Here is a 12,580-nt window from a genome sequence, read left to right as displayed (position 1 = left end):
ATTACTTTGTTTCTGGTTGAAACTTGTATGGAATGGCTACTTCTAATAAAGATTCAAATCCTCCGTCATAGTATGGGAAACGCTCATTCGCAATTGTTCGATCTACCCACTCTATTGCAGAAATTTCACCTTCATCTTCCGCAATAAGTTCCCCTTTTACTACATTCGCTCGGAATGTAAAAAATAGTGCATGATTCCCTGATTCTTCAAAGAATTTTTCATTGATCGCAACAAGCCCCCCAGCCAAGGCGGTTAAACCTGTCTCTTCTTTCACTTCTCTTATTAGTGCTTCCTCTAATATTTCACCTTTTTCCACAGCCCCACCTGGCAATGACCAAACGTTTTGTTCTACATTATGTACCATTAATATTTTATCTGTTTCTTCGTCATGTATTAGTGCGTATACGACATCAACTCTTTGCATAAGACTTCTCTCCTCCCAAAAATAATGAAGAGCCGATTCCTAAGAATCGACTCTTCCTATTAATTCATCACTAACTCAGCTGTGAGCTTTTTTTTTAACTTAGCCAGCATGTCAGTTGTCATTTTGTCTAAATCGTATTCTGCTTTAAAGCCCCACTCTTTCATTGCTGCTGTTGCGTCAATAGAGTTCGGCCAGCTATCAGCAATTGTTTGACGAGCTGGATCTACTGCATAATCCATTGTAAACGTCGGAATGTGTTTACGAATTGACGCTGCAATTTGCTCTGGCTCGAAGCTCATTGCTGTAATGTTAAATGCATTTCTATGCACTAGCTTACTTGGATCAGCTTCCATTAATGAAATGATCGCTTGTAAAGCATCAGGCATATACATCATGTCCATATATGTTCCTTCAGCAATGTATGAGGTGTATGCACCTTTTTTAATCGCCTCATAATAAATTTCAACTGCATAATCAGTCGTTCCGCCTCCTGGAGGCGCTACGTAAGAAATTAAACCTGGGAAACGGACACCGCGCGTATCTACGCCAAATTTTTGATGATAATAATCACACAGTAATTCTCCTGCCACTTTGTTTACCCCATACATCGTAGTAGGACGCTGAATTGTATCTTGCGGTGTATTATCTTTTGGCGTTGATGGACCAAATGCACCGATAGAACTTGGCGTGAAGAACTTACAGTTTAATTCACGAGCTGCTTCTAGAGCATTTACAAGTCCACCCATATTTAAATTCCATGCAAATAACGGATTTTTTTCTGCTGTTGCTGAAAGTAAAGCTGCTAAATGAATAATTGTATCTACTTCATTACGCTTTGCGATATCATGTAGTTTTTGTCCATCTGTTACATCTAACGTTTCAAATGGACCAGACGTTACTACTTCACTATCTGTTTCACGAATATCTGTTGCAATAACATTTGATGCGCCGTATACATCACGAAGTTTCATTACTAGTTCAGAACCAATTTGCCCTAAAGAACCGGTTACTAGAATTTTTTTCATTTTCCCCACTCCTCATTTGCAAGCTATTCAAAAGATGTCGTTACTTAAATGATGCCCATTTCTTTTCCTACTTTTTCATACTTAAGAATTGCTTCATCTAACATTTCTTTCGTATGAGCTGCTGTAGGCATATTACGAACGCGCCCTGTTCCTTTTGCTACAGTTGGGAACACGATAGATTTTGCGTATACACCTTCTTCATTTAGACGTTTACTAAATTCTTGTGTTAATACTTCGTCCCCAATGATACAAGGTGTAATTGGCGTTTCACTTTCCCCAATGTTAAAGCCAAGTTCTTTTAATCCTTGTTTTAAGTAGCGACCATTTTCCCATAAGCGATCGTGTAACTCTGTGCTTTCCATTAAGATTTCAATTGATCTCATGCAAGCTGCTGCATCAGCTGGTGTTAATGCTGTAGAGAATAAGAATGGACGTGAACGAACTTTTAACCAGTCAATTAAATTTTGTTTCCCTGCTACATATCCACCAATTACCCCAATTGCTTTTGATAATGTACCAATTTGGAAATCAACTTTATCAGAAAGACCGAAGTGCTTTACAGTTCCTGCACCTTTTCCAAGTACACCTGAACCGTGTGCATCATCTACGTATGTCATTAAATCTAACTCTTCTGCAATCTCAACAATTTCTGGTAGTTTTGCAACATCTCCATCCATTGAAAAGACACCGTCTGTAATTACCATTAATTTATTGTAAAGACCTGATTCTTTCGCCGCAATTGCTTTTTGGCGTAAATCTTCCATATCCGAATGTTTATAAACAATAATTTTTGCTTTTGATAGACGACTACCATCAATAATAGAAGCATGGTTTAATTCGTCTGAAAGAATTGCATCATTTTTATCCATAACAGCTGAAATCGCTGCCATATTACAGTTAAATCCTGATTGATAAGCAATTGCTGCTTCTGTATGTTTAAACTTTGCAATTGTTTCTTCTAACTTAATATGCAAATCTAAAGTACCGTTAATTGTACGAACAGCCCCTGCTCCAACACCGTACTTATGAATAGCACCAATTGCTGCTTCTTGCAAACGGCTATCTGTTGCTAATCCAAGATAGTTGTTTGAAGATAAGTTAATATATTCTTTTCCGCCAATTGTAATGATCGGTCCATTTGAACTCTCAAGCGGATCAATTACGTTATAAAGCCCCTTTGATTTTAAATCCTCTAAATTTTCTTCTAAAAATTTCGCAAGTGTTTTACTAGACATCGTGAAGCCTCCCATCGTTCATGTAAGCGGATTATTGTCTTAATAGTTCTAATAATCCCTCTACTAGCTTAACACGTTTTCAGAATTTATTATAGAAAAATAGTTTAAAGTAACCGCTTACAATTTTAGATTATATATGATTCATTACAATAAATCTATTATTTACTTTTCATATTTGATAGAATTAAAAAAATATTTCCGGAGGTTTCAAACATGGCATTTACAGAATCTGATGTATACAATAACACAGCATTTTTCGAACAATATATGAAACGAAGATACCGAGAAAATAGCCCAAATGAATCCATTGAAAAACCAGTATTCTTTCAGCTCATTGGTCATGTACGAGGAAAACAAATTCTCGATTTAGGCTGTGGTGATGCTAAGTTTGGCGCGGAATTATTAGAAAAGGGATGCTACTCTTACACCGGCATTGAAGGCTCTGAACTTATGTATGAAAAAGCTAAAAAACAACTAGAAAATAAAAATGGATCTGTTCATTTTTTAAACCTCAAAGATTATACCTACCCCTCTTCCACTTTTGATTTAGTAACATCTAGACTCGCCTTACATTATATTGAACATCTTGATACCATTTTTCAAAATGTGTTTCAAACTTTAAAAACAAATGGCACCTTTACCTTTAGCGTTCAACATCCCGTTATTACTTCTTCGTTTGAAAGCTTACAAACAAGTGGTAAAAGAACGAGTTGGCTCGTCGATGATTACTTTAAACTAGGCAAACGGGTTGAACCATGGATTGACCAAGAAGTTATTAAATATCATCGTACAACGGAAGATTATTTCACATTATTACAGCAAGCCGGATTTACCATTACATCATTAAAAGAAGCTACACCAAATCCAACCTATTTTCAAAATGAAGAAGAGTATAAACGTCGCTTACGTATTCCTCTCTTCCTCTTATTTTCTTGTACCAAATAAAAAAACGATGAATCACTCATCGTTTTTTTATCTCATTACCTGAGCAACTTCTTTAACTACACGTCTTCCTCTTCCGTGAGGTATACAAAGCGGTGTTCCAAACAACGGATCCGTACTAATTTGACACTCCATTCGGAATACATCACGTACTAGTCTCTCATCTACCACTTCTTCAGGTTTACCTTGTGCATATATTTGTTTATCTTGAATGGCTACAATGTTATCTGCATAGCGACATGCTAAATTTAAATCGTGTAATACCATAACAATTGTTCTTTGTTCTGTTTCATTTAATTCGAATAATAAATCTAGCACTTCAATTTGGTGAGTCATATCTAAATATGTAGTAGGCTCATCCAGTAAAATAATATCTGTATCTTGTGCAAGCGTCATTGCAATCCAAGCACGTTGTCGTTGTCCACCTGAAAGAGCATGCACATCACGCTCAGCAAATTCTGTCATACCTGTTGCTGCAAGTGCCTTCTGTACCATTTCCTCATCTTTTTCTGACCACTGTTTCAGCCATGTTTGATATGGATAGCGTCCTTGTTTTACAAGTTGCAATACTGTAAGCCCTTCAGGTGCTTGCGGTCCTTGCGGTAAAATTGCCATTTGACGAGCAATTTGCTTCGTTTGCATACTTTGAATAGCTTGATTATCTAACAAAATGTCACCAGTTGTTGGCTTTAATAATCTAGCTAGTGAACGTAATAAAGTTGATTTCCCGCAACCGTTGGAACCGATAAAGATTGTAATTTCACCTTTTGGAATTTCTAAATTCAACTCATCGATAATAATTGTTTCACCATAAGACAACGTCAAACGTTTCGTCTCCAATGCTTTTTGCATATTCATCTCCCTTTATGAATTCCGACTTTTATAAAGTAAATAAATAAAATAAGGTGCACCAATTGCTGATGTAAATACCCCTGCTGGAATTTCAAGTGGTGTGAAAACTGTACGCCCAATTAAATCTGCAGCAAGTACTAGAATTGCACCAACAATAGCTGCAACTGGGAGTAATGCACCGTATAAAGAACCAACTAGCCTTCGTGAAATATGAGGTGCCATTAAACCGACAAATCCAATTCCTCCGGCGAAGGCAACTGCTCCCCCAATTAAAGCCGTACTAAGTAATAACATGAATACGCGTGACTTCGTTAAAGGAACACCAAGTCCTACCGCAATATCATCCCCTAGCTCTTGCGCATTTAAATGTCTAGCAGCTATAAATGATATTACCGTTAAAATGAGAACCCACGGTGCAAGCACCATAACGTTTTGCCATGAAGAACCATAAACAGTACCTGTAATCCATACATTCGCTTGACTCGCTTGATAAATTGGTGCTAACAACATAAACAAAGTCGTTGCCGCTTTCGTTAATGCCCAAAACCCCACACCAATTAAAACAAGACTAATCGGCGATAACCCGTCATTTCTCCATGCAAATAAATATACAAAAAGCGCCACAATCGTTGCCCCAACAAAGGCTGCTAACGGCATATAATGAATGCTTACAGTTAGCGCATTATTTTTATCACTAAATATAGCTAAAAACAATACAACTGCAACACTTGCCCCGCCCGTAATCCCGATGATATCCGGAGAAGCAAGTGGATTTCGAACGAGACCTTGTAAAATACATCCTGCTACAGCAAGCGCAATTCCTACGAGGATGGCAATTAAAATACGCGGCATACGAAACTTATTTACAACCATGTTAGACATCGCATCGCCATTTCCAGTGATCGCTTGCCATACATCATAAGGAGCAATTTTCATGTCTCCCATACCTGCGCTCGCAAAGAATAATCCTATTAAAACAACTAGTAAACTTAACAAGACGAGACAAGCTCGTTTATACATTAAAAACGAGAGCTCACCTTTTCCTATACGAAACGGAATATATTTCTTCATTTGCTAAGCCCTCTCTTACGTGCAATATAAATAAAGAATGGAGCTCCAATAAATGCTGTCATAACTCCTACTGGTACTTCTTGTGGCATAATGACATATCTTGCTGCTATATCAGCCAATATTAGTAGTATTGCACCTAACAATCCGCTATAAGGCACTCTCCATCTGTGGTCAACTCCAACAAGAAATCTCGCAAAATGCGGAGTAATAATTCCAATAAATCCAATTGGGCCAGCAACCGCAACCGAACCACCAGACAACAGTACAATAATAAGTAACACTAATGATTTCATTAAAATTGTTCGTTGTCCAAGTCCTTTCGCGACGTCTTCTCCCATCATCAATGTATTTACTTTCCCTGCCATCATAAGAGATGCAATCCATCCTATTAATAAATATGGGAATACAGATTGTAAAATTTCTAACTTTCTCCCTTGCACAGATCCAGCAAGCCAAAATAATACCTCTTCAAGTGCTTTTTCATTTAACACAAGTAATCCTTGTGTTAATGATGAAAATAACGCACTAATTGCGACCCCTGCTAACGTTAACTTAAGAGGAGTAGTTCCTTCTTTTCCTAAAGAACTAGAAGCAAATACAAGTACAGCTGCAACCGCCGCTCCTAAAAAGGCAATCCATGTGAAAGCTGATAATGATGTTACTGAAAAGATTACAATTGCTACAACTATGAAGAACGCAGCACCTGAATTTAATCCAATAAAATCTGGAGAAGCAAGTGGATTCTTAGTTAAAGTTTGCATAAGACAACCAGCAATGGCTAAACTAGCACCAACACTAGCTGCAATTAACGCCCTAGGCAGACGTACATTTTGAATAATAATATGTTCATTGGAACCGTTAAAATGGAAAAAAGCATCCAATGCTAGTTTCCAACTCGTATTTGTATATCCAAAAATAATACTTCCCCAAATACAAATAACGACTGCAATGATTCCAACAAATAATCCAATCCATTTTGCTCGATTTGTTTTTAATAACATGCAGCGTTTCCCCTTCAATGTATAATGATACGTTGTTAGTGTATTTCAACTTAATTCTCATTGTCAACGGAAATGAGAATTATTTTCACCCATATGTATTGACAATCAAAAGATAAAGGCTTAATATCATGCTTGCTATTGAAAAATATTCTCAACATGTAGGGGGTACATAATGAATTTCATGCGGAAGAAATCGTTTACAGTATTTGTATTTTTACTAGCATTTTCAATGCTTTTAAGCGCTTGTGGAAAATCAAATAACAAAGAAGAATCTACAAAAGAAGATAATAAAAAAGAAGTGGTTACTGTAGAACATGCAATGGGTAAAACAGAAGTTCCTGCTAATCCAAAACGTGTAGTTATCTTAACAAATGAAGGAACTGAAGCTTTACTTGAATTAGGTGTGAAACCAGTTGGTGCTGTAAAGTCTTGGACTGGTGACCCATGGTATCCACATATTAAGGATAAAATGAAAGATGTAAAAGTTGTTGGTGATGAAGGACAAGTTAACGTTGAAACAATTGCTTCTTTAAAACCAGACTTAATTATCGGTAATAAAATGCGCCACGAAAAAGTGTACGAACAACTAAAAGCAATTGCACCTACTGTGTTCTCAGAAACATTACGTGGTGAATGGAAAGATAACTTCAAATTTTATGCAGAAGCATTAAATAAAGAAAAAGAAGGTCAAAAAGTTGTAGCTGATTACGAATCACGTATAAAAGATTTAAAAGGCAAACTTGGCGATAAAGTAAACCAAGAAATCTCTATGGTTCGTTTCATGCCTGGTGATGTTCGTATTTATCATGGCGATACATTCTCTGGTGTTATTTTAAAAGAACTTGGATTTAAACGTCCTGGAGATCAAAATAAAGATGATTTTGCAGAGCGTAACGTATCTAAAGAGCGTATTTCTGCTATGGATGGTGACGTATTATTCTACTTCACATTCGATAAAGGAAATGAGAAAAAAGGATCTGAACTAGAAAAAGAGTATATAAACGATCCTCTATTTAAAAATTTAAATGCAGTAAAAAATGGTAAAGCATACAAAGTTGATGACGTTATTTGGAATACAGCTGGTGGCGTAATGGCCGCTAACCTACTATTAGATGACATCGAAAAACGCTTTGTTAAATAATATTTCCTTAACCAGCTCCCTTCTGTGGAGCTGGTTATTTTTCAATTCACTTAAATGTCACATTATTTCGTTTTGTATTTTTATTCCCAATATGTTATATTGAGAAAGTAAATAGAATATATTTTCTTTATATCAGAATAAATATTTTAATCTAAATTTTCTGATTAATCACTATTTTATTTTCTTTTAGAATTCAATTATTACATTTGAAAACGCTTATCATCTCGTTTTCAGGGCAAAATACAGTAACGGTCGAAGAAAAATAGAACTTTTTTAGAAATTTTCTTTCTATTTCCATATAATTCTATTGACTTCTAAATATTTTGTAAATTAAAATGATTACATAAATATCCGTTATACAGGATTAGGGGGAAACAAAAATGGATGCAGCTTTAAAATTAGACAAAGCTGGAGAGCAACAATCACCAAAAAAACATCCACCAGGGTTATACTTGTTGTTCTTTACAGAGGCGTGGGAAAGATTTAGTTATTACGGAATGCGTGGCTTATTAGTTCTTTATTTAACAACGAGCTTAGTAAGCGGCGGTTTAGGATTTGATAAAGCAGTTGCAGTTCAAATTTACGGTATTTTCACAATGTTAGTATACTTCACACCTATTATTGGTGGTTGGTTAACTGACCATTTCATTACGAAGCGACATGCCATTACTATTGGTGGTATCATCATGGCAATTGGTAACTTTGTATTATTCTCAATGAACACAAAAACTGGACTTTTCTTAGGATTAGGATTATTAGTTATTGGTAACGGATTCTTCAAACCAAATATTTCGACTTTATTAGGTCAATTATATAGCGAAAACGATTCTCGTCGTGATAGTGCCTTCACTATCTTCTACATGGGAATTAACTTAGGAGCTCTTATCGCTCCATTCATTTGCGGTTACTTCGCAGATTATAGATACGGTTTCTTAACAGCTTGTATCGGTATGATTATTGGGCAGCTTGCCTTTAATTTCTTAGCACCTCGTTACTTAGGGTCTATCGGAACAACTGTTGTAGGAAAAAAATCTAAAGAAAAAAATGCAAAAGCAATTGAGAAAAAACCTTTAACAACACAAGAGAAAAAACGTACTGCTGCAATTTTAATTTTAACTTGTTTCGTTGTATTCTTCTGGGCAGGATTTGAGCAAGCTGGTAGTTCTTTAACACTTTACACAGATAAGTTCGTAGATCGTACAATTGGTGGATTTACAATTCCAACACCTTGGTTCCAATCTGTAAACCCACTATTCATTATCTTACTAGCATTACCTGTTTCTGCGTTATGGATTAAGCTTTCAAAAACAAAAAATGGCGATTTGAAAATCCCAACAAAAATGGCATTAGGTATGATTTTACTAGGGATTGGATATTTAGTTCTAACTTTAGCTGTTTTAAAAACGGGTAGCGATGAAGGTAACATTACAATGAAAGCAAACTTACTATTCATTGTATTCACTTACATGTTCCACACAATCGGTGAGTTATTCTTATCACCAATCGGATTATCTATGGTAAGTGCAATCGCTCCTGTTAAATTAGCATCATTATTAATGGGTGTATGGTTAGCTGGTACTGGCTTCGCAAACTTATTAGCAGGACAATTAGCCGCTTTCACTCAATCTTTAGGATATTTAGAAGTATTCGCAAGCATCGGTATTATCGTAATTGTACTGGGATTAGTACTTCTTATGTTCTCTAAGAAAATTGCACATATGATGGAATAACAAAAAGACGCTTCTAAAATTAGAAGCGTCTTTTTTATTACTTCTCCTCTAAAGCTGTCACGTCCACATGAACGCTCTCACCAGGATTAGATACATCATACACTTGAGCACTCCCCTTCTGCTCATCACAGCTCTCAATCCATACTGGTACGCCCTCATATGTAACGTCAATTCTACTTGAAGAAGATAAGATTTGTTTCACACGTTTCACATCCATACTACTATCCCTCCTTTTGCTTACTACACTCCTTTTTATTTTTTCTTTTCCTTTTAGAATATATTCCGTAAGGCAGCATGTTGATTGATAGTCATTTCTTCCTAACATGCTAATATTTACTCTCTCGCTACCTTTCTGACAAATAAAAAAAGACGTATATTCTACACGTCTTTTTCCATAATATTCAAATTTTAAGAAAATAATGTTTTTACTACCGCACTTACTTTATCATTATGGATTTGATAATACACTTCTAATCCTCGTCTTTCAAAGCGTACTACTTTATTTTGCTTTAACTTCGTTAAATGTTGTGAAACAGTTGATTGTGGAATTTCTAATACTTCCTGTAGCTGTGTTACATTACATGTTCCTCTTTGCATAAGTTCCATTACTAGACGTAGACGAAGTGGGTGAGCTAACGCTCTTAACATTTGTACATCTTCTTCTGAAATACGACATTCGAATTGATTTTGGCTCATAAAGTTCCCCTCATTTTCGTTTTTATTTGCGTTTTTATGTTCTTTTTATTTATTTATATATCTGTTCTTATATTTCCTGTTACGACATAACTTTATCAACCTATAAAGCCGAAAAATTTTTCCATCTTCATCAGCAAAAATTCAGGAAAAAATCCTTGCTGATTTTGAATATTATACTATATGATATAACGAAAAAGCAAAATAATGGCCTACGAATACTTTGCTTGCAAACGTTGTTTTATCAGGCTTTTTGTTATATTTTCACCTCATTGAAATGCACAGTAACGGTATTGTAAAATACCGTCTATAATTGATAACCTATCGTAATGTAGTTGAACTATAATTAACCTCTTTGTTACGCTAAAAGGAATTTTCAGTAAAAAGAGATGATGTGATATTAAAAATTTGTTTCTTATTTTTTATTCGTATTGCAAGCGGTTGGATTGTTGTGCAAAACTTCCTATTAAATCCACTCACCGTTCCCCCCACTAGATCAAACAGGACAGATAATTGCATATATCAAACTTTATACTTAATATAAAAGACTTCATCTAATATACGCCTATAAGGAACATGCCATCTGAATAAGCAAAATAATATGCACATAGTTTATACAGCACACTTAAATTCATTTGAGTGTGTTTTTTGTCTACTTTATGAACAAAGCTTTTCTTTTAACACTATTATGGAATAATTATACTTTTTTACGTTGACAATAGTGTTGAAGGAGAATATACTAAGCATGTAAGTTGATTGTGAATAGTTTCACAAATAATGTGAATTTCTTCACATATAATAGATAGGAGTTGTCATTATTATGAGTACTTGGACACAAATTTATGACCCATTAAACAATATTTGGTTATCTGCACTAATCGCAGCACTTCCAATCTTTTGTTTCATCATTTGTTTAATGGGATTCAAAATGAAAAGTTACATGGCTGGTCTTTATAGTGTGATTGTCGCTATTATCCTTGCAATATTTGTTTATAAAATGCCAGCAACAGTAGCTGTAGCATCTGCCGGATTCGGTGTTTTATCTGGATTTTATCCAATTTGTACTATCGTTATCGCCGCAATTTTCCTTTACAAATTAACTGTTAAAACAGAGCAATTCAATATTATTCGCGATAGTATTTCAAGCATTACAAATGATCAACGTTTACAAGTATTATTAATCGCTTATTCTTTCGGTGCTTTCTTAGAAGGCGCAGCTGGTCTAGGAGTTCCAGTTGCTATTACAGCTGCACTACTTGTAGGTATGGGCTTTAATCCATTAAAAGCAGCAGGTATTTGTTTAGTAGCTAATATTGCTGGTGGTGCTATGGGTGCTATGGGTATTCCAGTTACAGTACCAGCACAATTAACTCAACTTGACGCATTAACTATTGGTCGTCAAACTGTTCTTATTTTACCTTTCATTAGTGTTATCTTACCTTTCTTACTTGTTTCAATGGTCGATGGAATTAAAGGTATTAAAGAAACTTGGCAAGGTATTCTTGTAAGTGGTGTTTCTTTCGCTATTACTCAATTCGCTGTAACTTACTTCTTAGGCGCAGAACTTACTAATATTTTCGCAGCCGTTGTAAGTATGATCTCTCTTGCATTATTCTTACGTGTTTGGCAACCAAAATCTTCTACTAAAGAAGAAAAACAAGAAACTAAAGTATCACACACATTCAATCAAATTTTATATGCTTGGTCTCCATTCGTATTCTTAACTGCATTTGTAACAATCTTTAACTTAAAACCGATTAAAGCTTTATTTGCTCCAGATGGTGCGTTAGCAAACTTAGTATTTAACATTCAGTTCCCTGGTCTTCATAATGCTGTTATGAAAACTACACCAATTACAAAAGCTGATACACCTTTCGCAGCTGTTTTCAAATTTGATGTATTCTCTTCTACAACTACTGCGATTGTACTAGCAATTATCGTTTCACTTATCGTTTACCGCGTAAAAGGTAAAATGGTTAAAGAATTAATGATTGAAACAATGAAAGAATTAAAAGCTCCAGTATATACAATTTGTAGCGTTATCGCTTTAGCTTACGTAGAAAACTACTCTGGTATGTCATCTACACTTGGACTTGCATTCTCTTCTACTGGTAATGCATTCCCAGTTCTTTCTCCAATCTTAGGATGGATTGGCGTATTCATTACAGGTTCAGTAGTTTCAAGTGGTTCTTTATTCGCACCACTTCAAGCAGTAACAGCAGACCAGTTAAACATCGTTCCTTCTACACTCGTTGCCTTAAACGTAGTAGGTGGTACAATGGCAAAAATGGTTTCACCACAATCTGTAGCAGTTGCTTGTGCCGCAGTTGGACTAGTTGGTAAAGAATCTGCTCTATTTAAAACAGCAATGAAATACAGTTTAATCTTCTTAGCTGTTATTAGCTTACTTCAATTAAACGCTGTATTTAATATCTTTTAAAAATAAAACACCGATCCAAGTGGATC

12 protein-coding genes are annotated in these 12,580 nt (G+C 35.4%); 4 read left to right on the top strand and 8 right to left on the bottom strand.

What is annotated here, in order from left to right; genetic code table 11:
* Position 1 precedes the first annotated feature (1 nt).
* The 3 genes from DN399_RS03215 to DN399_RS03205 are packed head-to-tail and all read right to left on the bottom strand — an operon-like array spanning position 2 to position 2,684.
* Positions 2–424 (bottom strand): NUDIX hydrolase, encoded by a 423-nt coding sequence (locus DN399_RS03215; RefSeq protein WP_001189940.1) that lies wholly within the window; start codon positions 422–424, stop codon positions 2–4.
* A gap of 59 nt (positions 425–483) precedes the next feature.
* Positions 484–1,449 carry an L-threonine 3-dehydrogenase gene (locus tag DN399_RS03210; protein ID WP_000723125.1) on the bottom strand — a complete coding sequence of 322 codons (966 nt, stop codon included), beginning with the start codon at positions 1,447–1,449 and terminating at the stop codon, positions 484–486.
* 44 nt (positions 1,450–1,493) lie between these two features.
* A complete protein-coding gene (locus tag DN399_RS03205) occupies positions 1,494–2,684 on the bottom strand; it encodes a glycine C-acetyltransferase (protein ID WP_000095905.1) in 1,191 nt (396 codons plus the stop codon).
* A 213-nt stretch (positions 2,685–2,897) separates the two neighbouring features.
* Here DN399_RS03205 and DN399_RS03200 point away from each other — a divergent pair, with 213 nt between their 5' ends.
* Complete coding sequence (locus DN399_RS03200) at positions 2,898–3,629, top strand: class I SAM-dependent DNA methyltransferase (RefSeq protein WP_000885978.1); 732 nt, start codon at positions 2,898–2,900, stop codon at positions 3,627–3,629.
* Between the two features lie 27 nt (positions 3,630–3,656).
* Here the strand turns inward: DN399_RS03200 and DN399_RS03195 are convergent, their stop codons facing one another.
* The 3 genes from DN399_RS03195 to DN399_RS03185 are packed head-to-tail and all read right to left on the bottom strand — an operon-like array spanning position 3,657 to position 6,550.
* A complete protein-coding gene (locus tag DN399_RS03195; RefSeq protein WP_149149319.1) occupies positions 3,657–4,478 on the bottom strand; it encodes an ABC transporter ATP-binding protein in 822 nt (273 codons plus the stop codon).
* A gap of 12 nt (positions 4,479–4,490) precedes the next feature.
* Positions 4,491–5,549 (bottom strand): FecCD family ABC transporter permease, encoded by a 1,059-nt coding sequence (locus DN399_RS03190; protein ID WP_000760054.1) that lies wholly within the window; start codon positions 5,547–5,549, stop codon positions 4,491–4,493.
* The gene (locus DN399_RS03185; protein ID WP_049107293.1) at positions 5,546–6,550 is read right to left on the bottom strand and encodes a FecCD family ABC transporter permease; all 1,005 of its coding nucleotides are present in this window, start codon (positions 6,548–6,550) and stop codon (positions 5,546–5,548) included. The genes DN399_RS03190 and DN399_RS03185 overlap by 4 nt, the downstream gene beginning before the upstream one ends.
* A gap of 172 nt (positions 6,551–6,722) precedes the next feature.
* Between DN399_RS03185 and DN399_RS03180 the strand changes: the two genes are divergently transcribed.
* The gene (locus DN399_RS03180) at positions 6,723–7,691 is read left to right on the top strand and encodes an ABC transporter substrate-binding protein (RefSeq protein WP_001010272.1); all 969 of its coding nucleotides are present in this window, start codon (positions 6,723–6,725) and stop codon (positions 7,689–7,691) included.
* A gap of 380 nt (positions 7,692–8,071) precedes the next feature.
* On the top strand, positions 8,072–9,421 hold the full coding sequence (locus DN399_RS03175) for a peptide MFS transporter (protein ID WP_000338311.1): 1,350 nt from the start codon (positions 8,072–8,074) through the stop codon (positions 9,419–9,421).
* Positions 9,422–9,458: 37 nt separating this feature from the next.
* Here DN399_RS03175 and DN399_RS03170 read toward each other — a convergent pair whose 3' ends face one another.
* Positions 9,459–9,638 carry an acid-soluble spore protein H gene (locus tag DN399_RS03170; protein WP_000382679.1) on the bottom strand — a complete coding sequence of 60 codons (180 nt, stop codon included), beginning with the start codon at positions 9,636–9,638 and terminating at the stop codon, positions 9,459–9,461.
* Between the two features lie 191 nt (positions 9,639–9,829).
* Positions 9,830–10,117, bottom strand: a complete 288-nt coding sequence (locus tag DN399_RS03165; protein ID WP_000081428.1) for an ArsR/SmtB family transcription factor — start codon at positions 10,115–10,117, stop codon at positions 9,830–9,832.
* Positions 10,118–10,934: 817 nt separating this feature from the next.
* Here DN399_RS03165 and DN399_RS03160 point away from each other — a divergent pair.
* Positions 10,935–12,554, top strand: a complete 1,620-nt coding sequence (locus DN399_RS03160; protein WP_044306389.1) for an L-lactate permease — start codon at positions 10,935–10,937, stop codon at positions 12,552–12,554.
* The last annotated feature ends 26 nt before the right edge of the window (positions 12,555–12,580 follow it).

Origin of the sequence: Bacillus sp. AR4-2 (assembly GCF_008274865.1) — a bacterium.
Taxonomy (GTDB): domain Bacteria; phylum Bacillota; class Bacilli; order Bacillales; family Bacillaceae_G; genus Bacillus_A; species Bacillus_A cereus.
The sequence above is the reverse complement of the archived record's forward strand: the minus strand, read 5'-3'. Positions and strand labels throughout refer to the sequence as shown.

What these genes read in the sequence shown, in the direction of transcription:
- DN399_RS03165 (WP_000081428.1), bottom strand. Translation starts at nt 10,117, where the DNA reads ATGAGCCAAAATCAATTCGAATGTCGTATTTCAGAAGAAGATGTACAA.
- DN399_RS03180 (WP_001010272.1), top strand. Translation starts at nt 6,723, where the DNA reads ATGAATTTCATGCGGAAGAAATCGTTTACAGTATTTGTATTTTTACTA.
- DN399_RS03205 (WP_000095905.1), bottom strand. Translation starts at nt 2,684, where the DNA reads ATGTCTAGTAAAACACTTGCGAAATTTTTAGAAGAAAATTTAGAGGAT.
- DN399_RS03170 (WP_000382679.1), bottom strand. Translation starts at nt 9,638, where the DNA reads ATGGATGTGAAACGTGTGAAACAAATCTTATCTTCTTCAAGTAGAATT.
- DN399_RS03215 (WP_001189940.1), bottom strand. Translation starts at nt 424, where the DNA reads ATGCAAAGAGTTGATGTCGTATACGCACTAATACATGACGAAGAAACA.
- DN399_RS03160 (WP_044306389.1), top strand. Translation starts at nt 10,935, where the DNA reads ATGAGTACTTGGACACAAATTTATGACCCATTAAACAATATTTGGTTA.
- DN399_RS03175 (WP_000338311.1), top strand. Translation starts at nt 8,072, where the DNA reads ATGGATGCAGCTTTAAAATTAGACAAAGCTGGAGAGCAACAATCACCA.
- DN399_RS03210 (WP_000723125.1), bottom strand. Translation starts at nt 1,449, where the DNA reads ATGAAAAAAATTCTAGTAACCGGTTCTTTAGGGCAAATTGGTTCTGAA.
- DN399_RS03190 (WP_000760054.1), bottom strand. Translation starts at nt 5,549, where the DNA reads ATGAAGAAATATATTCCGTTTCGTATAGGAAAAGGTGAGCTCTCGTTT.
- DN399_RS03200 (WP_000885978.1), top strand. Translation starts at nt 2,898, where the DNA reads ATGGCATTTACAGAATCTGATGTATACAATAACACAGCATTTTTCGAA.
- DN399_RS03185 (WP_049107293.1), bottom strand. Translation starts at nt 6,550, where the DNA reads ATGTTATTAAAAACAAATCGAGCAAAATGGATTGGATTATTTGTTGGA.
- DN399_RS03195 (WP_149149319.1), bottom strand. Translation starts at nt 4,478, where the DNA reads ATGCAAAAAGCATTGGAGACGAAACGTTTGACGTTGTCTTATGGTGAA.